Raw genomic sequence first — 24,785 nt, 5'->3', positions numbered from 1 at the left:
TTAAATTAATAATGTCAAAAATAAAAAATGAAAAACAAATAGTAGCGCAATGGCAAAAAAACTACCCATTGGTAAGTATATGTTGCACAGCATATAATCAAGAAAAATATATCGAAGAAGCTTTAAAAAGTTTTTTATTGCAGGAAACCAGTTTTCCATTTGAGATAATAATAAGTGATGATTGCTCAACTGATAGAACTACAGAAATTTTAAGACGTTATGTTAAACAATATCCAAATATTATTAGATTAATTTATCAAGAAAAAAACCAGTATTCAAAAGGTGCGCTACCTATCAGAGATTTTATTTTACCTGAGGTTAAGGGTAAATATATAGCTTTATGTGAAGGTGATGATTATTGGATAGATGTTACTAAGTTACAACAACAAGTTGATTTTCTAGAGCAGAATATAGAATTTATAGGTTGTGGTCATAATACTAGATTTCTAATTAATGGAGAGTTAACGGATAGATTATTTGTAGATTCTAATAATAAAAAAGATAGTTATATATTTGAAGATTTTATAGATTCAGCATATTTACATACTACATCTTTGGTCTTTAGGTATGATTCTAAATATAGAGATCAAATTGATGAATATCTTGCTAAATATTCATCTGTTAAGCGTAATGATGTCTATATGTTGTTAGTGTTCTCAAAATTTGGATCCATAAAATATATAGATAAAATCATGTCGGTTTATAGAATGAATGATGGTGGTATATGGAGTGGTGCAAATGAGCAAGCACAACTTATTATGTTTCTACATGGATGTGTCGATTTTAGTTATATTTTTGGTGATGAGTATAAGGATAAGTTTCTTTATTCATTTGCTAATACTTTTAGTGAAAATCTAGATACTTGTACATCTTGTTTTGTATCAGAAGTTTTGAATGAACTTTCGGAAAGAGACTTAAAAGTTGTAGTAGAAAGTTTTGCAAAATTCAAAAAACAAGATAATGAGACAATAAAAAATTGTAGTGAATATATAGATTTTTTAGAAAAGCAAGTAAATGATAATAGTCTTAGATCTTTTATTGTAAAACTAATGAAAGTTGTTAAGATATATCCTGTAATCAAAAATATAAAAGCAAAGATTTTCAAATAAAAATAATTTAACATTATTGGTTTTAGAAGGGAAAAAATGAAATTTTCTATAGTAACAGTATCATATAATTCTGAGAAATATATTGAAGAGACTATCTTGAGCGTAATTACTCAAAGGGGTGATTTTGATATTGAATATATCCTAGTAGATGGTAAATCAAAAGATAGTACTTGTGATATTATTCAAAAGTATGTAGATAAACACAACAAAGGTGAGCTTGATATATTTTGTAATAGTCTAGATATCAAGTTTATATGTGAGAAAGATGATGGCATGTATGATGCTTTATCAAAAGGGTTGTCTATAGTAACTGGTGATATAATTGCATATATAAATTCAGATGATTTTTATCTACCAAATGCTTTTAAAGCGATAGCTGCTGAGATGAGAAAACATGGCGAAAAAGCACAATGGATCAATGCTAAAAACACTTGGTATAACAAGGATGGTATTATCGAAAATTCTATGCTGCCTTTAGTACCATCAAGAAAAAGAATCCTAAAAGGTATTCATGGTACTAGTTTGCCATCGATACAACAAGAGTCAACTTTCTGGACAAAAGCATTACAAGATAAGATGGATATGAAAAAGTTTGCTGAGTATAAACTAGCAGGCGACTTTTTTATGTGGCATGAGTTTGCAAAACATGCAAATTTACATATATGTAATAGCAATGTTTCGGGATTTAGACATCATGAGACTAACAAAAGCCATGATCTAAGTGGTTATATGAACGAGTTTTATGATATCGTTGGTGGCAAGCCAAGAAAGAGTATTTTTGATTTATGGCATATTTTTATATATAAGTTTTATGTCAAATACACTTCAGATAATATGATTAGAAGGCATAACGAATATGTTAGAATATTTAGACATATAGGCTACAAGCTCAGCGAAAAACTAGGTAAGAAAAGTCACTAAAATATCTTTGGAGCTATCCTTGTCAAACTCTCAAATTCAAAATGTAAAATATCCTTTAGTTACCGTTATAACCGTTGTATATAATGCCAAAGAGCTTCTAGAAGAGACTATTTTAAGTGTATTAAATCAGACATATTCAAATATTGAGTATATTATAGTTGATGGAGGCTCTTCTGATGGTACGCTTGAGGTCATCAAAAAATATCAAGATAAAATTTCTAAGTATATTAGTGAACCAGATCAGGGTATCTATGATGCTATGAATAAAGGTATAGCATTATCTAAAGGACAGTGGTTAAACTTTATGAATGCGGGAGATAGCTTTTATTCTAATGATGTTTTGCAAAAGGTATTTGAGCACGAATTTTCAAAAGATGAAGCAGTCATTTATGGAAATACTGATATTGGTCATAAAATTCTAAAATATAAACTTGAACTAAATTTGAGGGATATGGCACAAGGAATGATGCTGTGTCATCAGTCGACTTTTTATAGGTTAAACAAAGCGATAAAATACAATCTTAAATACAGAATATGTGCAGACCAAGATTTTACAATGCAGTATTTTAAGCTTGGTAAAAAATCTAAATATTTAGATATGACTATTTCTAAGTATGATCTTGATGGTATATCATCACAAAACTTAAACAAGATTCTCAAAGAAAAGTTTCAAATAAATAAATCTTATAATCTTTCATATCTACCTGTAATTAAGAGCTATATTATTTCACTGTTGGTTAAGCTACGCAGCTACTTTAGGGGTTACTAAAAGCTAGTATTGTTATATCATATAGTTAGATGGATTTAATTAAAGGCAAGATAAACATCATGTATGATTATGTTATAGTCACTCACATTCCAGCTTTTTATAAGGTTAACTTGTATAATCAGTTAGCTAAGAAGCTAAGTATCTTTGTTATTTTCTTAGCCTCGAATACAAATGAAAAAAGAGCTGATGATTTTGTTGCTTTAGATAATGTATCTTTTAAGTATCAAGTTTTATTCTCAGGTAACTTACAACAGCGAAATTCTTCAGCGAATATCAAAAGATTAAGAAGTATCTTAAAAAGTACTCAATATAAAAGAATATTGGTAAGTGGTTGGGATTTGCGTGAGTTTTGGTATGTTGTATTTGCTAATTGTAAAAACAAAAATTGTCTAGCCCTTGAGTCAACTATCAATGAAAGTAAGACAACAGGAATACAAGCATTAATAAAAAAAATATTTATATCGCGAATATCTACAGTTTTCGCATCAGGTAGTCTGCATCGAGAATTATTACTAAAACTTGGATATCGTGGGGATATAAAAATTACCAAAGGTGTTGGTATTATCAACAAACCAAGCTTTAATAAAGAAGTAAGAGAATATCAAAAAAAGTTTCTTTATATTGGAAGATTATCAGCCATTAAAAATTTAAAAATATTAGTTCAGGTGTTTAATAGCCTAAAAGATTATAGTCTAACCATAATTGGAGAGGGTGAGCAGAGAGAGTATTTACAAAAAATCGCTAATGATAATATTGTGTTTAAATCAGCTATTGAGAATAAGAAACTTAAAAATGAATTTCTTAATCATGATGTTTTTGTGCTACCTAGCTTGGTTGAACCATGGGGATTGGTAGTTGAAGAGGCATTTTATTTTGGTTTGCCTGTGATTATCAGTCAAAACTGTGGTGCTAGAGATATTGTCAGAAATAATGTAAATGGTTATTGGATAGATCCACAAAATATTGATGAACTAATTTCATTGATACAAGCAATTAGTTCAGATAAATATCATGAGCTTATTGCTGGTGTGGAGAAATTTTCTCTAAATGCAAAGGATATTGAGCAAGTTGAGGCTTATTTATGAAAATTCTGATTATCCATAACCGCTATCAGTCAAATAATATTGGTGGTGAAGATATAGTTTATGATAATGAGTTAAAGTCCTTGCGAGAATTACATGGTGAAAATAATGTTTTGGCGTATCAGGTTTATAATGACGATATTAGCAAGTTTAGCTTATTATTTGGGATATGGTTTTCACGCAAACATTATCAAAATATTACAAAAATAGTTAGAGATAATAATATTGATATAGTTCATGTACATAATTTTTTTCCATTACTAACGCCAAGTGTTTTTAAAGCAGCTAAAAAAGCTGGTGCTAAAGTAGTGCATACACTTCACAATTATAGGCTATGGTGTATATCTGGAATTCTGTATAGAGATGGCTTTGGTATATGTGAATTATGTACCAAAAGTAAGTTGCCTATTTTTGGTATCAAAAATAAGTGCTACAGGAAATCACGATTACAAAGCTTGGTTGCTCAGTCAGCATTTAGTTTTTACAGACTCTTCAGAATGTTTAAGAATATTGATTATTATTTTGTGTTGACGGATTTTCAAAGGCAAAAGATCAAAGAGCTAGGTATTCCAAGCCATAAAATTATCCTCAAACCAAATAGTATCTCTTTGGCTGTTGATCAACATATTCAAAAAACTAAACAAAACTATATTTATGTGGGTAGGCTTGAAGAATCTAAGGGCATATTTGAGCTTCTTGATACATGGAGATCTTTAGATGATAAGTTTGTGTTGACAGTGGTTGGCGATAGTCCCGATAGTGATGAGATAATTAAAAAATACACATCTAAAAACATTATTTTTAAAGGAAAATGTACTAGGGAAAAGACGCTATCTTTGATTTCACAATCAAAATATCTAATTCAACCATCTGTTTGGTATGAAACATTTGGTTTAACAATAATAGAAGCTATGAGTTTTGGTGTTCCTGTTATTGCTTTTGATATTGGTACGCGTAGAGATTTTATTAAAAATCGAGAAAATGGCTTTATAACCGCAAAAGAAGATTTACAAAGAGCTATACGAAACTCTTATGATTATAGTAATTATGAGTTGATGAGTCAAAATGCAAAAAATACTGCAAAGCAATATCAAAATGACTATATAATAGTTAAGCAGTTAGAGATTTATAAAAATATTTTAGAAGGTTGATAGTTTGAAAGTATCGATAATTACAGTTTGTTACAACTCTGCAGAGACTATTGAAAAGACAATTCAGTCAGTAATTTCACAAAGCTATCAGGATATTGAATATATAATAATTGATGGTGGTAGTTATGATGGCACTTTGGACATATTGGCAAAGTATCGCTCTAAGTTGTCAAAAGTAGTAAGCGAATCAGATGATGGTATCTATGATGCTATGAATAAAGGTATTGCTTTAGCAACTGGGGATATCATTGGTATCTTAAATAGTGATGACTGCTATAGTAATAGTGATGTTATAGAGAGTGTTGTGAGTGCGTTTAGGCAAAATGATAAAGATATGCTTTTTGCAGATTTGAAATTTGTTAATGACAATGATAAGATTTTGCGTTATTACTCAGCTAAGCGTTTTACTCCAAAGAGATTGGAGTTTGGAATTATGCCACCACATCCAACACTTTTTGTCAAAAAAGCTATTTATCAAAAATATGGAGTCTACCGCTTAGATTTCAAGATTGCTGCAGATTATGAGATCTTTGTGAGATTCTTGCTGGTGAATAGACTTTCGTATACATATTTAAATAAATGTATAATTAATATGTTGGTAGGTGGTGTTAGTACTAGTAGTTTACAAAGTAAAAAGATTATTAACCAAGAAACGATGAAAGCTCTTGAGTTAAATGGTATCAAGGCAAATTATTTATGTATTTCGACTAAGTATGTCACTAAAATACTAGAAATACTAAAAGGTCGACTATTAAACTATTTTAAGAAAAACTAAATTTATAAGTATATAAGACTATTTCGGGAGATTCGTGTGGAAAAAGTAGTTATAAAAGATGTTATTAACTCTAGTGGTGTGAAGTTCGGTACTAGTGGGGTTAGAGGTTTAGTTGTAGCAATGACTGATAAAATTTGTTGGCTATATACTAAAGCTTTTATTCAGTTTTTGGAGCAGAAGTACTCAATAACTAAAGGTACAAAGATTGCCATAGCTCATGATCTGCGTGATAGTAGCCCTAGAATAACTAAGGCTGTGATTAAGGCCGTTCTAGATGGTGGCTATGAACCTGTGTATTGTGGAGAGATTCCATCTCCAGCTGTGATGCTATATGGTATTTCTAATCAAATACCATCAGTTATGGTTACAGGTAGTCATATTCCAGAAGATAGAAATGGTATCAAGTTTAATACTCCTTACGGAGAAGTTCTCAAAGAAGATGAGGAAATAATTGTCAGCCAAGCGATTACGGTTGATGATAATACTTTTGATGAAAATGGGATGTTTTTGCAAAAAATAGAACTACCAAGAATCTGTAATCAAGCACATGTACAGTATGTGGATAGATATTTAGATTTCTTTCCACAAAATTGCTTGTCAGGTAAGACTATTGGATTGTATGAGCATTCATCTGTAGGGCGTAAGATAGTCAAAGAAATTCTTGAAAAGTTAGGCGCTAAGGTTATCTTGCTAGGCTTCTCAGAAAGATTTGTATCTGTAGATACCGAAGCAATTCGACAAGAAGATGTGAAGCTTGCAAAACAGTGGGCTAGCGAGTATGAGATTGATAGTATCGTATCAACAGATGGTGATGCTGATAGACCTCTAGTTAGTGATGAGTATGGTAATTGGCTAAAAGGCGATATTCTAGGTGTGTTGACAGCTAAATATCTCCAAGCTGACATTATTGCTACTCCTGTTAGTAGTAATACTGTAGCAGAAAAGATAGGTTATTTTAGTAATGTGATCAGAACTAAAATTGGTTCGCCGTATGTAATTGCTGCTATGAATGAGCTACTTGCTAATAATCAAAGTGCTGTAGTTGGATATGAAGCAAATGGAGGATTTCTATTAGCTAGTGATATATCAAGAGATGACAAAGTCCTAAAAGCATTAGCTACAAGAGATGCTGTGATACCGATGCTTGCTGTGATGATGCTATCTATTAATGCTAATAAAACAATTTCAGAACTTTTATTTGACTTACCATCTCGATATACAGCGAGTAGTAAGATTGATGATTTTGCCACTGAGAAAAGCCAAGAAATACTGAAATCAATATTAGCAGGCGAATCCGATCTTTTAGATAAAGTTATATCAGAGCATTTTGATGGTAAAAATAGCATTCAAAATATCGATACTACAGATGGTGTTAGAGTAACTTTGACTAATCAAGATATTGTCCATCTTAGACCGTCAGGTAATGCACCAGAGTTAAGGTGTTATACAGAAACTACTACTGAAGAATCAGCTAAGAAACTTAATCAGTGTTGTGTTGATTTGATTAATAATATTCACTAATACTAACTTAATAATACTAAATTTCTATTTGAATTTAATCTCATGAAATTTGATTTCTAAGAACGATAAAAAGATAAAAATAGGTTGATAGATAAAAAAATGACCTAGGTTTAAATAGCTCCTCTTTTCATAGTCTCAAAGAACTCTTCATTAGTTAGTGAGCCTTTCATTTTTTCTGTTAGGAATTCCATAGCTTGAACATCTTCCATACCACCAAGAATCTTACGCAGTACCCAAAGTTTTTGTAGTTCTTCTGGAGTCGTGAGAAGCTCTTCTCTACGTGTACCAGATCTATCAAAGCTAATAGCAGGGAATACACGACGCTCAGCAATTTTACGATCAAGGTGAAGTTCCATATTACCAGTACCTTTGAATTCCTCAAAAATAACCTCATCCATCTTAGAGCCTGTTTCTACAAGAGCTGTTGCAATGATTGTTAAACTACCTCCCTCAGCAGTATTACGTGCAGCACCAAAGAATCTCTTAGGCTTTTGCAGAGCATTTGCCTCTACACCACCTGATAGTACACGACCTGATGCTGGAGATACAGTGTTATAAGCACGAGCAAGTCTTGTGATTGAGTCAAGTAGAATTACTACATCTTGTTTGTGCTCTACTAATCTTTTTGCTTTTTCAATTACAATTTCAGCTAACTGAACATGGCGTGCTGCAGGCTCATCAAATGTTGATGCTACTACCTCACCACGCACTGAGCGTTGCATTTCTGTAACTTCTTCAGGACGCTCATCGATTAGTAGCATAATTAAGTTACATTCAGGATGATTTTTGGCAATTGATGTTGCAATATTTTGCATCATGATTGTCTTACCAGTTTTTGGAGGAGCTACGATCAAACCGCGCTGACCTTTACCAAATGGTGCAGCTAAATCAATAACTCTCGCAGTTATATCTTCGCTTGAGCCGTTACCTATTTCCATAGTTAGTCTTTCTTTAGCGTATTCTGGAGTTAGGTTTTCAAATAGGATTTTTTTTCTAGCTAATTCAGGTGAATCAAAGTTAACACTGTCAATATGCTTTACTGCAAAGTATTTTTCATTATCACGAGGTGGGCGAATTTTACCAACTATACTATCACCAGTTCTTAGATTTAGCTTTCTGATAAAAGCAGGTGAAACGTAGATATCATCAGGAGATGCAAAATATGAACTATCAGAAGATCTTAGGAAGCCATAGCCATCTTGTAGAACTTCTAAAATACCTTCACCATATATGTCTTCGCCTTTGTCTGCATGGTATTTAAGAATTGAGAAAATAAGTTCTTGTTTTCTTGCGCGAAGTGATTCAAGATCTAGACTTTGAGCTATGTCCATTAGCTCATTAACAGATTTATACTTTAATTCATTTAAGTTCATTTGATTCTCTATTTATAAAAAATAATATTGATCTAACTAATTATAGATATTTGTCTACGATTGAGATTAATTGAGTCTTTTGTACTACACCAACTTTAGTTTCTTTGTTTTCGCCATCTTTGAAAACCATAAGAGTAGGTACACCACGCACACCAAATTTCATTGCCGTTTCTTCGTTGTCATCGATATTTATTTTGCATACTTTAACTTTATCGCCGTAATGTTCAGCAACTTGCTCTAGTATTGGAGAAAGCATTTTGCAAGGGCCACACCATGGAGCCCAAAAATCTAATAATACTGGAGTATCACTATTTAATACTTCGCTTTCGAACTGGCTATCTAATATATCGATACATTTTGACATGCTTTGATTTTCCTTTAAGTTTTTTGATTCTAAAACTGATTAAGCAGAAGCTTCTGCTGTATTTTGATAATTTTATAGGAAGTTAAATTAATTGCTAGTTATTATAAACAAAAAAACTTCTTAGACAAATTTTTTTAGCTATTTTACAGATATTTTTTTATAATGGGGATAGTTATAAAAATAAGCTTTTGTTTTGTATGTCAAAGATAGTCGCAACAGTAGATTTAGGTTCAAATAGTTTTCATATGCTGATAAGTGAAATCAAGCCTGATGGTGAGGTTGTTACATTATCAAAACAAAAGCAAAAAGTACAGCTAAGAGCGGGTCTTAATAACAATCTAACCATTAGTAAAGATGCTCAAGAGAGAGCTATTGAGTGCTTGGAGTTTTTTGCTCAAGAAATTCAAAAATATAAAGTTGAGCATGTAAAAGCTGTAGGCACATATACTCTTAGAAAAGCTAAAAATAATATAAAAGGTTTTAAAAAGAAGTTAGATAAAGCTCTAGGAACTAAAATTAAGATCATTTCTGGTCCTGAAGAGGCGCGTTTGGTGTATGTTGGTGCTAGAGATAATCATGATGCTAAGCAAAAAACCTTAGTTATAGATATCGGAGGAGGCTCTACTGAACTTGTGATTGGAAGAGGTGACAAAATACTAATTGCTCGTAGCTTAGATATGGGTTGCGTGGGTATGCAAAAAGATCACTTTAGTAACGAGAAGCTTGATTTTGCTAATTTCTATGCAGCTACTGCTATGGCAAAAGAAATACTCTCTCCTATTTTAAGTAAATATAAGAGAATTAGCTGGAGCAATGTCTTAGGTTCTTCAGGAACTATTATTGCAGTGGTCGGAATTTGTCAAGAGATCACTGGAAACTGTATTGTTACCAAAGAATTTTTGAATAACCTGATTACAATGATGATGGATAAGCGAGAGGTTGAGCATATTCGCTTTGAGGGTTTGAGAGAGGATAGAGAAAGCGTTTTGGCTGGGGGTGTGGCAATTTTGTATGCTATTTTTGATTGTCTTGGAATTTCTGAAATGAAGTTGTCTAATGGCGCAGTGCGTGAAGGCATGCTATATGAGCTTGTTAAACGTAAGTACAAGATTGTTATAGATTAGAATAATTAAGAGCGTTAGTTAAAAATCAAAAAAGGATTTGTTTAGATGAAGTATATTCCATTGGCAGCTCGATTAAGACCTCAGAGTATTGAGGAAGTGATAGGTCAAGAGCATATACTATCAAAAAATGGATCATTAACAAAAATTTTGGCAGGTGATGGGATTTGCTCGCTGATACTATGTGGAAAACCAGGTGTTGGTAAAACTACCTTGGCCAAAATAATAGCTAGTTCTAAGCAATTAGAGTTTTTTGAGCTATCTGCAGTTGATTCTGGCGTTAAGGATGTTAAAAAAATAATAGCAGATAATCAACATTTAGGTAGTTTTGTACTATTTTTAGATGAAATCCATAGATTTAATAAATCACAACAAGATTTACTTCTACCTTATGTTGAGTCAGGCAAAATTATTTTAATTGGAGCAACTACTGAAAATCCTACATATTACTTAAATAATGCTCTAGTTTCACGAGTATTTATTTTGCGATTGAAAAGACTGAATATTTCAGAGACTCATAAGGTTATTCAAAGAGCTATAACCAAGGATGAATTATTAGCAAAATATTCTTTTGAAATAGATGATGATTTATACAATGCTATACACAATTATAGTGAAGGGGATTGTCGTAAAATTTTAAACTTGCTTGAGAGGATGTTTTTAATTAGTGATAGAGCTAATAAGATTAATCTTGATAAGGATCTTTTTGATCAAGCTGTTGGAGAGGCTTCGAGAGATTTTCACCGTGAAGGTAAGGAGTTCTATGAGCAGCTATCGGCTTTTCATAAGTCTGTCAGAGGTACTGATCCTGATGCGGCTATATTTTGGTTGAGTGTAATGTTAGATAATGGCGCTGATCCTCTAGTTATTGCAAGAAGAATGTTGTGTATAGCTTCAGAAGATATCGGTAATGCTGATCCTCAGGCTTTGAGAGTTGCCATAGATGCTTGGAATGCTTATGAAAAGTTGGGTATGCCAGAGGGAAGGTTGGTTTTGTCGCAGGCGGCTATATATTTAGCAGTAGCGCCCAAGAGTAATGCTTGCTATAAGGCGCTAGCAGATGCCCAGCAGATAGTTAAAAGTTTGGGCAATATTGAAGTTCCTCAGCATCTTAAAAACTATAAAGATAGTAATTATTTATATCCACATAACTATGCTAATGCTTATGTAGTACAGCAATATCTACCTAAAAATATTACACAAACCTTTTATAATCCAACAGTAGCCGGTTTTGAATCTAAAATAAAAACTAAGCTAGACAGTATAAGTAAAATCAAGAAGTTATAATTAAGCTATTAAAATTTTGTATTTGTATGTTATAATCTTTGGAATTAAATTATATCTAATAAAATTATAACTAGGTTTTATACTGCTATGGCATTGGAAAATTTACTACATCCTACTAATATTAAAATTGATGAATATGCGAAAAATGCTACTAAGTTTTCTTTTGAAGCTCTAGAGAGAGGTGTTGGCTATACTCTTGGTTACGCGCTAAAGCAGACTATGCTTTATTCTGTACATGGTGCATGTGTTACTAGTGTGAAAATTAATGATGGTAAAGTTGTTTCTCTAGATGATGTGATTCCATGTGATGAGACTGTTGCTGATATCATCTTAAATGTTAAAGCACTTCCTGTGACTTTAGCAGAAGGAGTTGATACAGGAGTGATCACTTTTGACTTATCAGGCTCAGAAGAAGAAGTATTTTCAGAAGAGGCTAAACTATCTGAAGGTTTAGTAATTACAGAAGAAGTATTTATCTGTAGCTATAATGGCGGTAAGAAGCTTAAAATCGAAGCTAAAGTAGAAAAAGGGATTGGCTATAGACAAGCCCAAGAGAATTTCAAAGATGGTGAATTTCTTTTAGATGCTACTTTTTCTCCAGTGTCGTTCTGTGATTATGAGATCAAAGATGCCCGTGTAGGTAGACGTACAGATCTAGATAGGCTTGAACTTAATATCAAGACAAATGGTAATGTCAGTTGTGAAGAAGCTCTAAGAATAGCTGCTACAAAAATACAAAATCAACTAAGAAATATCGTTGATGTTGAAGAAATAAATAAAGGGATTTTTGTAGAAGATCCTACTAAAGATATAAATCCTCTTTTATTGAAGCATGTTGAAGAGTTAAACCTTACAGCGAGATCTTCAAACTGTCTAAAAGCTGTTAATATTAGATTGATTGGTGAACTTGTACAAAAGACAGAAAATGAGCTTCTTAAGGCACCAAATTTTGGTAAGAAATCATTGACAGAAATCAAAGATAAATTATCAGAACTTGGTTTGTTTTTGGGTACAATGATTGATAATTGGCCTGAAGATCTGTAATATATAAGAACTACTCTTGCCGGAGTGGTGAAATTGGTAGACGCGCCGGATTCAAAATCCGGTTCTGGCAACAGAGTGCCGGTTCGAGTCCGGCCTCCGGCACCACCTTATTATAAGCACTCCACTTATACTTTCATAATGTCCCTATCTCATAAATTTTATATACAGAAGAGAATTGGTGTATGAAAAAACCTAACTTTAATATAGTAGTAATTGCGATCATAACTATTATGGGTATGGATCTTATTGATACAACTGTTATGAATAATATCTTACCTAAGATAGCAGAAAGCCTTCATACTACACCTGAATTTCTAAAAACGGGTATCAGTATTTATATGATTGTTATGGGGATGTTTCTGCCTCTTAGTTCATGGATGGCTGAGAAGATTGGCTTTAGATATACTTTAATGTTTGCAGCGTCAGGTTTTGGATTATTTTCATTACTATCTGGATTAGCAATGACTGATACTCAACTTTTTACATTTAGAGCAATTCAGGGCTTGTTTGCAGCATTTTCAGCGCCTGTAGCAATGCTTGCTTATCTAAAGCTTTCGGAGAATATGCTCGAGGGAACAGCTACATTATCTAACTATACTTTGATAATGGCTATATCTGGACAAATTATAGGTGGTATCTTTGCATCTATATCACCAGAATCATGGCGTTTAGCATTTGTAATGCAGGTACCATTTGCTTGTTTTGCAGTTGTTGCTATATATAAATATTTTCCACAACAAATATCAAGTAATCAAAAACAGAGAATTGATTTTGTTGGTCTTTGTTTGTTAGGTTTCTCAATATCTGCACTTTTTATATTAAGTGAAATTCTTTTAAAAGACATTGAGGTGTCAATTAAAATATATCTTGGTATATGTGTAGCATTATCGATTTTTTTATATGCTATTACATACAGAAAAATCAGAAATCCAATAATTGACTTAAGTATCTTTAGTAATAAAAATTTTACGATAGCTTTTGTTTCAAACTTTTTGTGTAGACTAACAACTTACTGGGTGTTCTTTGCTTGGCCGGTTGTTTTATATCATCTTAGTCATTTGAATACGATATACATATCTATTATGTCTGTGTGTTTGATGATTGGTACTATTATTTCTAAAAAAACTGCCAAACAGGTAGTTTATTTATATGGCTACAGAACGTGTATGGTGTTAGGTTTGCTTGGTGTATCTTCAGTGATGTTAATCTCAATTTTATTTGATATTCACTATAATTATATTACATTCTGTGCTGTTGCTATGGGATATGGATTTGTATTGGGTATGTATCAAACATCATCAAATGCAGTGATGTATGCAGTAGCTGATAAAGATAAGTTAGATAGTGTTAATACTCTTAAGAGCTCTGGTAATATGATTTCATCAGCATTTGCTTTGACTATCTTTACTATAACTTATGATATTTATTATAAATATGATATTAACCACCATTGGTTAGATAGATTTGTGAATGTTTTTACCCAAAGTTATTATCATGTTGTAGTTACAGCGGCATTGGCACAGATTGTTTTAGTTGTATGGATAATTTTAAAAATGGATAACATTAAAGAAACTCTTCAAAAATAGTCTTGCTCGATAAATAGTTTTTGTATCATCAATAATTTATAATAGTGATAACGATTAAATAACTCAAATATAGTCAATTATGATAATAGATTCGCATTGTCATCTAAATTACTTGAAACTAGAAGGTATAAGCCTCGAGCAGATTGTTAATAATGCAAAAACTGCTGGCGTTGAAAAAATTGTTTCAATAGCTGTTGCATGGGATGAAATTACCGATATAGAAAAAATTACAGAAAATTTTGATAATGTATATCATTCTGTAGGAGTTCATCCTAGTGAGCTTGATACATACCAACCAAGTGTTGATGATATCATAGCGCGTTCACAACATAATAAATGTGTTGCTATAGGCGAGACTGGTTTAGACTACTATTATAATAGTAGTGATACTAGAGAAGCCCAGATAAATAAATTTGTAAATCACATGCAAGCAGCAAACGAGGTTAATAAATCTGTTATTATCCATACAAGATCTGCAAAACAAGATACGCTTGATATATTAAAAAGTGAAAATGTCGAGAAGTGTGGAGGAATATTACATTGCTTCACAGAAGATTATGATATGGCAAAAAAAGCTTTAGATATGGGGATGTATATATCATTTTCTGGTATCTTAACTTTCAAAAATGCTAAAGACATTCAAGAAACTGCCAAGAAATTACCTCTTGATAGAATATTGATTGAGACTGATGCGCCTTATTTAACACCTGTGCCATTAAGAGGCAAGCCAAACTATCCGGAATATGTGAAATATGTAGCACAATTTTTGGCGGATCTAAAAGGTTTCTCGTACGATGAAATTGCAAAGCAGACTTATAAAAACACTTGTGAAGTCTTTAAACTATAAGAGTATAATTTATGAAAAAAGGTATAAATCTATTGGATGTAACTCCTAATACATCTAATGAGGAGATTTTTATAGATATTCTGAAAAATGATAATATTCACATAGAAAAGATTATATCTTGTGGTCAGGTTACACCTATAAATGAACCGTATATCCAGAGTCATGATGAATGGGTTGTTGTACTTAAGGGTAGAGCAAAGCTTAGGTTAGATAATAATGATTATATTTTGGATGAAGGAGAGTATTTATTTATCCCTAAAAATACTAAGCACTGGGTTACATATACAGAAAATACGACCATTTGGCTTGCGTTGCATTTATTAATCTAGTAGGATGAATTTATTTTTTGAGAAAAGATTTTACTCGTTTTACTGAATCTTCTATTTGTGGAGGTATTATGCCAGTAAAATTAACTTGTATATTTTCCTTAGCTAATTCTTCTTTTAGTGTTTTGATAAAAATACCATTACCAATTACTTCTTGGTCATCAGCCCAAGTGGTCTCAACCCCACATGTTGGAGACATATTTACACCAAGGATTCCAATAATTTCAAAATCATATTTTTTATACTGTTTCAACTGAAGTATAACGTGTTTAGCTAAATCTATACATAGTTGCTTCTGATTTGCCATAAGTTTTGAAACTCTTGTCTTTTCACTTTTAATATCATCAACAGTAGTATCTTCAACACACTGCCTATCAATCCCTAGTCCTAATAATTCTGGACAAGGCATCTGTACAATCCCAACTCCAGAATTTATTATTTCTCCCATTACTAAAGGAAGTGCACCAGGTCTAGATGCGAGATGATCTAATTTTGCATTTTGATTTAATAAGCAGTGCGACATAAAGAGTATTCTTTTACTTCTATTATCTGTATCAAACATAAATATTAATTCCTTAGAAATGTTGTATAAGAATAAGTTAATTCAATTTGTATTTATTTAGCAGTATTGCAATTAAATATATTGTAATATTAAATGAGTTTTTCTTATATAGTTATAATTTTAAAATGGTTGAATTTTTTTCCGAGCATTTTTATTTTTTGTGTATATTTATTGTGGCTATGGGTTTTTTGGCAAGCTTTATAGATGCTATAGCTGGAGGTGGTGGTTTAATAAGTATACCAGCATTAAGTATGACAGGTTTGCCAATTGTGACAGTACTTGGTACAAATAAGCTTCAAGCTAGTATTGGTACTGCTATGGCAGTGTTGAAATATTACAAAAGTGGCTTAATTAATATCAAAACAGTTTTAAGAGGACTTATAGCTGGATTTATTGGTGCTTGTTTAGGTACTATACTAACTTTGGTTATTCATAATGATTTTATGAATACTTTAGTTCCAGTTCTTTTAATAGTAGTTTTTATTTTTAGTATTTTGAATAAAAACTTAGGTGTTAATGAAGGTAAAAAAAGAATGTCAGAGATGGCTTTTTTTACAATATTCGGTTTTATATTAGGTGCCTATGATGGTTTTTTTGGTCCGGGAACAGGTAATTTCTGGATTATTGCTATAGTTTATTTTCTTGGTTATACATTTTTACAAGCATCAGGATACGCAAAGGTTCTTAATCTAAAAAGTAATCTATTTTCTTTAACTGTATTTGCATTATCTGGTCAGGTAAATATAGCATTTGGATTACTAATGGCTGTTGGTAGTTTCTTTGGTGGGATTGTTGGTTCAAGAATAGTTATACTTAAAGGTTCAAAATTAGTACGACCAATATTTATAATTGTTGTTGGAACTAGTATTTTGCTAATGATTAAAAGTAACTATTTTTCTTAATATGAGCTTATTACTGCATCTATTTAAATAAATCTTAATGTTAAAGGACTTTTAGCAATGTTATAATATGCAAATATTTTTCTAAATAATTAATTATTATGGATAATCAAAACGCGTTAGAAATAAAGAATCTTACCAAAGTTTATAAGGGTGGTTTAAAGGCGGTTGATGATATTAGCTTTGAAGTCAAAAAAGGTGATTTCTTTGCTCTTTTAGGACCCAATGGAGCCGGTAAGTCAACAACTCTAGGAATGATATCATCACTTGTAAACAAAACCTCAGGGCAAATAAAAATTTTTGGATATGATATAGACAAAGATTATATCCAAGCAAGAAAGCACCTAGGTGTAATGGCTCAAGAGATTAATCTAAATATTTTTGAGAAGCCTATGGACATCCTCGTTACCCAAGCAGGTTTTTTTGGCATCTCTAAAAAAGAAGCTATACCTTATGCTGAAGAGTTACTAAAAAAAGTAGATCTTTATGAGAAAAGAAATACTCAAGTTAGATTTCTATCTGGTGGTATGAAAAGACGACTAATGGTTGTTCGAGCTCTGATACATAAACCTAAACTTCTTATCCTTGATGAGCCAACAGCAGGTGTAGATGTAGAGCTGAGAAACTCACTATGGGAGATGATTTCAGAGTTTCACAAAGAAGGTTTGACGATTATCCTTACAACACACTATTTAGAAGAAGCTGAGTCAATGTGCAAACATATCGCACTAATTCATAAAGGTAAATTATGTGTTAATACTGATATGAAGACGTTTCTAAAGTCAGCTGATAAGCATACTTATATTTTTGATCTTAAAGAAAAGTGTCAGCATGAGTTGAAATTAGATCTTGGTGAAGTCAAAAAAATAGATGACTATACAATCGAGGTCGAAGTTACTAAGGGTGTAGTGCTTAATGAAATATTTGCTGAATTATCAAGCAAATATGATTTGGATGTTTTAGATGTACGTTCAAAAGAAGCAAAGCTAGAAAAGCTATTTATAGAAGTAGCTAGAAATAAGTAGGTGATTTTATGATTTTAAGAGATTTTTGGATAACATATATCACGATTTTTAACCGTGAATGTAAAAGAGTTTTTAGAATTTGGCCACAGACATTATTACCATCTGTAATTACAATAATTTTATATTTTTTGATATTTGGTAAGGTTGTAGGCTCGCGTATTGGTATGATGGATGATGGTATTACTTATATGCAGTATATCACTCCTGGTTTAATAATAATGGCAGTGATTCAAAACTCATATGGTAATGTAGTCAGTTCTTTCTTTGGTATTCGATTTAGTAAGGCTATCGAAGAGCTATTGGTATCGCCTGTTAGTAATCATGTTATTGTACTTGGATATATTTCTGGTGGTATTTTTAGAGGTTTCTTAGTTGGTATATTTGTTAGTATTGCAGCATTTTTATTAGGTGGCTTTAGTGTTATTCATAATGTACCTTTAGTATTGGCTGGATTTATATTTTGTGGAGCATTATTCTCACTTGGTGGATTAATAAATGCGATATTCTCACAAAAGTTTGATGATACTACGATATTCCCTACATTTATTCTAACCCCACTAATATACTTAGGTGGGGTGTTTTATAATATAAACAATCTTACTGGGTTTTGGCATTTCATTTCATCATGTAACCCATTATTTTATATAGTTGATTTTGTGAGATTTGGATTTTTGGGAGTTTCTACAGTTAATCCATATTATGCATTTGGAGCGATAGTGGCTTTTACATTTATACTATATTATGCTTGCTGGTATTTGTTAGATAAGGGTATTAGATTAAAAGCTTAATGAAAAATTACTTTTCAGATCTGTGCACCTCACGCACTATATATAGAGGTCGATGCTTTGTTTCGATAAATATTCTACCTATGTAGCTTCCTAACATTCCTATACCAATCATCTGTAATCCACTAAAAAATAAAATAAAAGTCACTAGTGATGGATAACCTTTAACATCAACGCCTAAAAAAAGTGATTTAAGTATGATTATCGAACCGTATACAAAACTCATAAGGGCAATAAAGACACCAATATAAGACCATATTTCTAATGGTGCACGGCTAAAACTTGTAATACCATCTATAGAAAACTTAAATAGTTTCCAGTAGTTCCATTTAGTTTGTCCAGCTACTCTTTCTTCTCTAGCATGATAGACGATTTTTTCTTTGAAGCCTATCCAAGTTAGCAAACCTTTGTTGAAACGTACCTTCTCCTTTAACTCAAGAAAAGCATTGATTGCTGCTCTATTTAATAGTCTATAGTCTCCAGCATTAGGAGTAAGTTTAGTTTCACTAATTTTATTCATCACTGTGTAGAAAAGTCCAGCAGTGTGCTTTTTAGTTGAGGTATCTGTATCACGATTCTCTCTAACTGCTGTTACAACCTCATAGCCATCTAGCCAATGCTCAACCATTTCTAGAATAAGTTCTGGAGGATCTTGCAGGTCAGCATCAATAGAAATAGCAGCATCGCCTTTGCAGTTAGCAAAACCAGCAAATAACGCTGCTTCTTTACCAAAGTTACGGGATAAATCGACAATAGCAATTTCTGGAATACTTTTTTGTTTTTCTAGAAGAAGATCTAAAGTATTATCGTTACTACCATCATTTATAAATACTAGTTCATACTTGGTTGGTAGTTGCTCTAGAATTGGCATTAATCTATCAAAAAGATGATCAATACCTTCAGATTCATCTTTTACAGGTACAACTATACTTATTAGTTTATTTTTACTATCCATATCTTAATCTAAATTTACTAATCTTATACTTTATTCTAAATATATTAATAGATTTGAGCAACTTATATTTGATCGCTATGAGAATGTTAATCTATGATTGTGAATATTAATCCAAAGATTTTAGATGCTAGTAGGTATTTTGGTATAATTACAGCCAATGTTAGTAAAAATCTATGAATATGGTCTATAAATATAGCAGAGTTGCGATTATCGGTAAGCATTATAAAAAAGAAGTAAGTCAAACAGTTGAAGTTCTGTATGCTTATTTGCAACAGCAAAATCTAGATGTGGTGGTAGAAGATGAAACGGCTTCTGATACCACATTAGAGAATATTGCAATAGCAAGTTTAAAAGAAATAGCTTTAATATGTGATGTAGCTATAGTTGTTGGTGGAGATGGTAATTTTCTTAAGGCTTCTAGAGTTTTAGCATTGTATAGCGATATCCCTGTTATTGGTGTAAATAAAGGTAAGCTTGGTTTTTTGACAACTCTTGCTGCAGATAATGATGCCTTAAGAAGGGACCTAGATGCTATATTAAAAGGAGACAGCTCAGTTACCAAAATGAGTATGCTGAAGTGTCGTGTTGATGATAATTTACGAGCACCGCTAGAGGCCTCAATTGCATTAAATGAAATTGCGATAACTTCTAGTAGGGGATTAATGTTTGGCTTAAAGGTCTACATAGATGGTAGATATGCTTTTGATCAAAGAGGTGATGGGTTGATTGTGGCGACACCAACAGGCTCAACAGCCCATGCAATGTCTGCTGGGGGACCTATTTTGAATCCTAATCAAAATAGTGTGGTTTTAGTACCAGTATGTTCACATTCATTAAATAGTCGACCTTTGGTTATCTCAGATACAAGTGTGATAGATATTTATATAACAGATTACAATGATCCAGAACCTGTTTTGAGTATTGATGGTAGGCATGATACTATGCTAAGGTCTCATCAGAAAGTCACTATCCAAAAAGCACAAAAAAAAGTCACTGTCTTGCATACTAAAGATTATAATTACTATGATACTTTGAGAGAAAAGTTAGGTTGGAGCAAAGTTCTATTCTAAAAAAGCTCAATTAGTATAATTACTACAAAAACAGTTATAAAAATTGCAGATACAAATTCAATTTTTTTGATATTTCTAAAAAATACTTGTCTAAGCTTATTATTGCCAAAAAAAGTAGCAACAATAGCAAACCAAATAAACGTGCTAAGTGCTATAGCAATCCAGACAGCAATTTTGCCAAAGCTTGAAAGTTGAGCAACTAGACTAAGCATTGAGCTGAAAAAAACTAATACTTTAGCATTGGCTAAGTTTGTAAAAGCACCATTTAAAAACAGTCTAATATTAGCTGGCTTATCAAAGTTATCGAGATTTTTTATATGCTCGTTAGCATTAGGGTTTAATTGTTGTTTTGTAAAGATATTCTTGTATAAGTTATATGCTATGTACGCAAGATAAATGACGCCCAGAAGTATTAATGTTTTGAACAGTAATGGCTGTTTATAAAGGAGGAATGATCCAAACCAGTAGACTATAAAAGTGTTTAAAAGAATCCCACTTGCAACGCCAAATGCAGTATAAATTCCTGATCTGTGTCCAAATTTAATAGAATTACTTATAGTTATAAAGAAGTCAGGACCTGGTAATACGAGGCAACTGATTTGTAAAGCTAGAATAGTTAAAAAGATTAGCACTGTTATACTCTTATTTTTGTTTGACTTGCGATAGAATAGTAGTAATAAAATTGCAATAAATCTAGAAAAATGAGTAATAATTCTAAAGAAAATTTACGCCAGATAAAAAGTTATGTCCAAAGAGCCGGCAGAGTGACCAAAAAACAGCAACAAGCTCTCGATGATTATGCATCTAAATATATGATTGAATATGATCAAAATAAAAGTTTAGATTTTTCTGAAATTTTCAAAAATTCTAATGATGTAATATTAGAAATAGGTTTTGGAATGGGCGGGTCATTGGTACAAATGGCTTTAGAAAATCCTACTAAAAATTATTTAGGGATTGAGGTTCATAAAGCTGGAGTTGGTAATATTCTATATGAAATTGAGCATCAAAATATTTCTAATCTTTTAGTGATGAGTCATGATGCCGTAGAAATATTAGAAAATATGATATCTGATAATTCTTTGTCAGGAATGCAGATATATTTTCCAGATCCATGGCATAAGAAAAAGCATAATAAACGTAGATTAGTGAATCAATCAAATGTTGACTTATTTGTTAAAAAACTCAAAGTAGGTGGGGTATTTCATTATGCTAGTGATTGGTTGCCATATGCAGAGGAAGTATTAGAACTTCTTGAAAATGATAATAAATACAAAAATCTATATAATGGATTCGCACCGCGACCAGAATGGCGACCTTTGACAAAATTTGAGAAACGAGGTCAGAATCTTGATCATCCAATATCAGATATTCTTTTTGAAAAGATTTAGGGATAAAAAGTGAAAACAGCTAGATATAAAAGAGGGTTCATAAAAGCCAGTGAGTATAATAGTAAACTCCATTTTGATAATATTTTTTGTCCAGATTGCGGCAAAGCTAAACTAAAATTAGTACGTAAAGCTGATCAAGAAGCATATTTTGCTTTTATGACAGATCAACATCATGATGAGCTTTGTCCAAGGGCTGCCAAACCAATTCAGGATGAAAAAATCAAAGAATTAGTTTTAAGTGATTCAAAAAAAGATATGAGTAAGTTGAATTTTCTAGTAAACAAGAATTTAGAAAAATGTATAAATCTTGTTACTAAGCTAGAGAATAATGGTGAGCTTTCCAAAGAAGAAGAGCTTAATCTGATGCCACAAAAGAAGCAGCAACTTACGGAAAATCGTATTAGAGAGTATTCAAGACAAGATATTTTAACTATTAATATTCTTGATTTAAATTCCATTGATACTCATGTGCTTAATAATAAATATTGTCTAATTTATGGTATTGCAGGAATTACACTTTCTGATATTGGAGAGAGTAAAAAACTGTTTTTTAAGGCAGATCAGGATTCTAGATTTTCGATATTTGTGGTACCTAGTCAGATTAAGTATCTTGATTTTGAAAAGGGTAAAAGAGCTAAATTTGCTGTATTTGGTAAATTCAAAAAAGTTGGCAAGTTTATAAATTTAGAAATTCGTTCAACACGTGATCTAGTTATCAAGGATTAGTATATGCACGTAAAAATCAGGTATGAAAATTTAAAGGATCAAGAGCAGATATATAAGCTAATATCTGAAGCATTTGATACCAGTGATGAGGAAAGGTTGGTTAGGTTGTTACATACGGATCATCAAAGTTTAATATCTTTGGTTGCTGAGACTAATGATGGCAATATAATAGGTCAAGTAATTCTCTCGAAAATGATAGCTGAAGAAGCTGATGAGCTTAAAATATATGGATTAGCTCCGATGTCTGTAGCACCCAAATATCAACATAAAGGAATAGGCACTAAGCTTATTGAAATGATGATAAACGAAGCTAAGAAAAATAAGATTGATGCAATATTTGTTTTAGGGCATCCTAGTTATTATCAGAAGTTTGGTTTTAAAGCGACCATAGAGTACAAAATAAAATGTGAGTATGATGTGCCAGAAGATGTTTTTATGGTGCTAGATATATCAAACAAATTAGCTAAACTAAATGGTCAGACAGTTTATTACGCTGAAGAGTTTAGAAAAGTTTTTTAAAAAACTTGACTTTACTGTTTTTTTACCATATCATCTAATCGTTTGTCTATTTGGTTAGATAATTCAATTAGGCCCGGTGCTTATCTGCTGGTTATATAATCCTCAATTGACCCGAATGGATTTATTTAGTTTAATAACGATAAATCAACAAGAGGATAATAATTATGAAAACAATATATCGTGCAAGTATCTTTACATTCAACAAAAATGCAACGCTTCAGTCATTATTAGGTCATAAGGTTGACAACTTATTTTCTGATTCAAAAGACTATACATTTCTAAGAGATGGTGCAGTTGTTGTGGAAAATGGTTTGATAACTGAGGTTAACGATTTTCATAAGATTAACATAGGTGAGAATGATAAGTTGATAGACTACTCTGGTAAATTAATTATGCCAGGACTTATCGATACACATATGCATACAACTCAAACAAAAGCTGTAGGTGCCTATGGTGAAAAGCTTTTAGAGTGGCTAGATGGATATATTTTCCCAAGTGAAGCTAGTTTTAATAGTAGCTCTTTAGCTCATAAGGAGTTTGAGATACTTTTCAAAGAATTATTTAAGAGTGGAACTACAACTATATGCGGATACGCTCCAAGTGCTTATGACGGTACGGATATAGTTTTTGAAATAGCTCAAAAATATAATATGAGAGTAATTCTTGGAAATACTATTATGACTAAAGGTAATAAAGAAATAATTACAGATGCTCAAACCAGTATGAAAATCTCTGAGAAGCTTTGTAATAAGTGGCATAATAGAGGACGTGCTAGTTACGCTCTTACCCCAAGATTTGCTCTTAGTTGTGATGATGAAACTCTTAACTTATGCAAAGAGTTCATGCAATCGCATAAAGATGTTTATGTGCAAACACATTTAAGTGAAAATTTAAATGAAATCAAAGATACTTTAGCGATGTATCCAAATGCTACTGATTATCTAAATGTTTATGAGAACTATTCATTAATTACGGATAAAACTATTTTAGGACATTGTATCCACTTGTCAGATAGTGAATGGAATAGAATGAAAGATCAAGGTGTTGTTATAGCAAGTTGCCCAACTAGTAACAACTTCCTTGGCAGTGGTCATTTTGACTATAAAACGGCTATCGAAAAAGATATCAAGCTAACTTTAGCTACTGACTGGGCAGCAGGTAATACTCTAAGTATGCTTCGTGTAATGGATGATGCTTATAAGGCTGCATTACTAAATTCCTACAAACTTGAAACTTTGGTTCGCCTGTTCTCTTCTACTCTAGGTAGTGCAAAAGCTCTAGGCTTAGACGATAAAATTGGCAGCTTAGAAAAAGGTAAAGAAGCTGATTTTATAGTTGTTAATACTGACAATAACTCTCTGCTTAAATATAGACTTGAAACAGTACACAATCTTCAAGACTATATGTTTTCAATTATTTCTTTAGGAGATGATCGTTTAATTGATGCTACATATATATATGGTAGCAAAGTTCATTAATTACGATTATTAACTAATTCACATCACAAAACGTTAAATCAATAATTATAAATAGTGTAATATCTTATTTGTAGATGGCACATTTTTAATGTTTTGATT

26 protein-coding genes and 1 tRNA gene are annotated in these 24,785 nt (G+C 31.9%); 22 read left to right on the top strand and 5 right to left on the bottom strand.

Going from position 1 to position 24,785, the window contains the following annotated elements; all coding sequences use genetic code 11:
* Positions 1–11: 11 nt before the first annotated feature.
* Genes ACKTR7_RS06015 through ACKTR7_RS05985 form a run of 7 tightly spaced genes read left to right on the top strand, consistent with a single transcriptional unit; the run spans position 12 to position 7,328 of the window.
* A complete protein-coding gene (locus ACKTR7_RS06015; RefSeq protein ID WP_407877464.1) occupies positions 12–1,109 on the top strand; it encodes a glycosyltransferase in 1,098 nt (365 codons plus the stop codon).
* A gap of 36 nt (positions 1,110–1,145) precedes the next feature.
* On the top strand, positions 1,146–2,030 hold the full coding sequence (locus ACKTR7_RS06010) for a glycosyltransferase (protein WP_407877463.1): 885 nt from the start codon (positions 1,146–1,148) through the stop codon (positions 2,028–2,030).
* Positions 2,031–2,049: 19 nt separating this feature from the next.
* Positions 2,050–2,799, top strand: coding sequence for a glycosyltransferase family 2 protein (locus ACKTR7_RS06005; RefSeq protein ID WP_407877462.1), 750 nt, complete (start codon positions 2,050–2,052; stop codon positions 2,797–2,799).
* A 29-nt stretch (positions 2,800–2,828) separates the two neighbouring features.
* A complete protein-coding gene (locus ACKTR7_RS06000) occupies positions 2,829–3,884 on the top strand; it encodes a glycosyltransferase (RefSeq protein ID WP_407877461.1) in 1,056 nt (351 codons plus the stop codon).
* Positions 3,881–5,032 carry a glycosyltransferase family 4 protein gene (locus tag ACKTR7_RS05995; protein WP_407877460.1) on the top strand — a complete coding sequence of 384 codons (1,152 nt, stop codon included), beginning with the start codon at positions 3,881–3,883 and terminating at the stop codon, positions 5,030–5,032. Before ACKTR7_RS06000 ends, ACKTR7_RS05995 begins: the two co-directional genes overlap by 4 nt.
* A 4-nt stretch (positions 5,033–5,036) precedes the next feature.
* Positions 5,037–5,807 (top strand): glycosyltransferase family 2 protein, encoded by a 771-nt coding sequence (locus ACKTR7_RS05990; protein ID WP_407877459.1) that lies wholly within the window; start codon positions 5,037–5,039, stop codon positions 5,805–5,807.
* 36 nt (positions 5,808–5,843) lie between these two features.
* Entirely contained in the window at positions 5,844–7,328 is a 1,485-nt protein-coding gene (locus ACKTR7_RS05985; protein ID WP_407877458.1) for a phosphomannomutase, read from the top strand.
* Positions 7,329–7,438: 110 nt separating this feature from the next.
* Here ACKTR7_RS05985 and rho read toward each other — a convergent pair whose 3' ends face one another.
* Entirely contained in the window at positions 7,439–8,701 is a 1,263-nt protein-coding gene (gene rho, locus ACKTR7_RS05980; protein WP_044526686.1) for a transcription termination factor Rho, read from the bottom strand.
* A gap of 40 nt (positions 8,702–8,741) precedes the next feature.
* Positions 8,742–9,065, bottom strand: coding sequence for a thioredoxin (gene trxA, locus ACKTR7_RS05975; protein WP_004287297.1), 324 nt, complete (start codon positions 9,063–9,065; stop codon positions 8,742–8,744).
* Positions 9,066–9,262: 197 nt separating this feature from the next.
* On the opposite strand from trxA, the gene ACKTR7_RS05970 reads away from it, so the two are divergent.
* The 7 genes from ACKTR7_RS05970 to ACKTR7_RS05940 all read left to right on the top strand — a co-directional run bounded on the left by ACKTR7_RS05970 (position 9,263) and on the right by ACKTR7_RS05940 (position 15,279).
* Positions 9,263–10,189 (top strand): Ppx/GppA phosphatase family protein, encoded by a 927-nt coding sequence (locus ACKTR7_RS05970; RefSeq protein WP_407877457.1) that lies wholly within the window; start codon positions 9,263–9,265, stop codon positions 10,187–10,189.
* Positions 10,190–10,234: 45 nt separating this feature from the next.
* A complete protein-coding gene (locus tag ACKTR7_RS05965; protein ID WP_407877456.1) occupies positions 10,235–11,473 on the top strand; it encodes an AAA family ATPase in 1,239 nt (412 codons plus the stop codon).
* Between the two features lie 87 nt (positions 11,474–11,560).
* Complete coding sequence (locus tag ACKTR7_RS05960) at positions 11,561–12,517, top strand: DNA-directed RNA polymerase subunit alpha (protein WP_407877455.1); 957 nt, start codon at positions 11,561–11,563, stop codon at positions 12,515–12,517.
* Positions 12,518–12,535: 18 nt separating this feature from the next.
* Positions 12,536–12,622, top strand: a tRNA-Leu gene (locus tag ACKTR7_RS05955).
* Positions 12,623–12,699: 77 nt separating this feature from the next.
* A complete protein-coding gene (locus tag ACKTR7_RS05950) occupies positions 12,700–14,103 on the top strand; it encodes an MFS transporter (protein WP_407877454.1) in 1,404 nt (467 codons plus the stop codon).
* A gap of 79 nt (positions 14,104–14,182) precedes the next feature.
* Positions 14,183–14,950 carry a TatD family hydrolase gene (locus ACKTR7_RS05945; RefSeq protein ID WP_407877453.1) on the top strand — a complete coding sequence of 256 codons (768 nt, stop codon included), beginning with the start codon at positions 14,183–14,185 and terminating at the stop codon, positions 14,948–14,950.
* Between the two features lie 11 nt (positions 14,951–14,961).
* Positions 14,962–15,279 (top strand): cupin domain-containing protein, encoded by a 318-nt coding sequence (locus tag ACKTR7_RS05940; RefSeq protein ID WP_407877452.1) that lies wholly within the window; start codon positions 14,962–14,964, stop codon positions 15,277–15,279.
* 10 nt (positions 15,280–15,289) lie between these two features.
* Here the strand turns inward: ACKTR7_RS05940 and ACKTR7_RS05935 are convergent, their stop codons facing one another.
* Complete coding sequence (locus tag ACKTR7_RS05935) at positions 15,290–15,838, bottom strand: CD3072 family TudS-related putative desulfidase (protein WP_407877451.1); 549 nt, start codon at positions 15,836–15,838, stop codon at positions 15,290–15,292.
* Between the two features lie 125 nt (positions 15,839–15,963).
* Between ACKTR7_RS05935 and ACKTR7_RS05930 the strand changes: the two genes are divergently transcribed.
* The 3 genes from ACKTR7_RS05930 (at position 15,964) to ACKTR7_RS05920 (ending at position 18,550) form a co-directional block, all read left to right on the top strand.
* Complete coding sequence (locus ACKTR7_RS05930) at positions 15,964–16,740, top strand: TSUP family transporter (RefSeq protein ID WP_407877450.1); 777 nt, start codon at positions 15,964–15,966, stop codon at positions 16,738–16,740.
* Between the two features lie 98 nt (positions 16,741–16,838).
* Positions 16,839–17,762, top strand: a complete 924-nt coding sequence (locus ACKTR7_RS05925) for an ABC transporter ATP-binding protein (RefSeq protein ID WP_044526661.1) — start codon at positions 16,839–16,841, stop codon at positions 17,760–17,762.
* Positions 17,763–17,770: 8 nt separating this feature from the next.
* Positions 17,771–18,550, top strand: a complete 780-nt coding sequence (locus tag ACKTR7_RS05920; RefSeq protein ID WP_369850628.1) for an ABC transporter permease — start codon at positions 17,771–17,773, stop codon at positions 18,548–18,550.
* A 7-nt stretch (positions 18,551–18,557) separates the two neighbouring features.
* On the opposite strand, the gene ACKTR7_RS05915 is transcribed toward ACKTR7_RS05920, so the two are convergent.
* Positions 18,558–19,502 (bottom strand): glycosyltransferase family 2 protein, encoded by a 945-nt coding sequence (locus ACKTR7_RS05915; protein ID WP_407877449.1) that lies wholly within the window; start codon positions 19,500–19,502, stop codon positions 18,558–18,560.
* A gap of 179 nt (positions 19,503–19,681) precedes the next feature.
* Between ACKTR7_RS05915 and ACKTR7_RS05910 the strand changes: the two genes are divergently transcribed.
* A complete protein-coding gene (locus ACKTR7_RS05910; RefSeq protein ID WP_407877536.1) occupies positions 19,682–20,572 on the top strand; it encodes an NAD(+)/NADH kinase in 891 nt (296 codons plus the stop codon).
* Here the strand turns inward: ACKTR7_RS05910 and ACKTR7_RS05905 are convergent.
* Positions 20,569–21,204, bottom strand: a complete 636-nt coding sequence (locus ACKTR7_RS05905) for a LysE family translocator (RefSeq protein ID WP_407877448.1) — start codon at positions 21,202–21,204, stop codon at positions 20,569–20,571. The two genes, ACKTR7_RS05910 and ACKTR7_RS05905, sit on opposite strands and share 4 nt — an antisense overlap.
* Before the next feature lie 69 nt (positions 21,205–21,273).
* Between ACKTR7_RS05905 and trmB the strand changes: the two genes are divergently transcribed.
* The 4 genes from trmB to guaD all read left to right on the top strand — a co-directional run bounded on the left by trmB (position 21,274) and on the right by guaD (position 24,686).
* On the top strand, positions 21,274–21,963 hold the full coding sequence (gene trmB / locus ACKTR7_RS05900) for a tRNA (guanosine(46)-N7)-methyltransferase TrmB (protein ID WP_407877447.1): 690 nt from the start codon (positions 21,274–21,276) through the stop codon (positions 21,961–21,963).
* A 9-nt stretch (positions 21,964–21,972) separates the two neighbouring features.
* Positions 21,973–22,689 (top strand): hypothetical protein, encoded by a 717-nt coding sequence (locus tag ACKTR7_RS05895; protein ID WP_407877446.1) that lies wholly within the window; start codon positions 21,973–21,975, stop codon positions 22,687–22,689.
* Positions 22,690–22,692: 3 nt separating this feature from the next.
* A complete protein-coding gene (locus ACKTR7_RS05890; protein WP_407877445.1) occupies positions 22,693–23,208 on the top strand; it encodes a GNAT family N-acetyltransferase in 516 nt (171 codons plus the stop codon).
* A gap of 164 nt (positions 23,209–23,372) precedes the next feature.
* Positions 23,373–24,686 (top strand): guanine deaminase, encoded by a 1,314-nt coding sequence (gene guaD / locus ACKTR7_RS05885; protein ID WP_407877444.1) that lies wholly within the window; start codon positions 23,373–23,375, stop codon positions 24,684–24,686.
* Positions 24,687–24,785 lie beyond the last annotated feature (99 nt).

It is taken from the genome of Francisella sciaenopsi (assembly GCF_045862875.1).
Classification (GTDB): Bacteria; Pseudomonadota; Gammaproteobacteria; order Francisellales; family Francisellaceae; genus Francisella; species Francisella sciaenopsi.
This window is presented reverse-complemented; position numbering and strand designations above follow the sequence as displayed.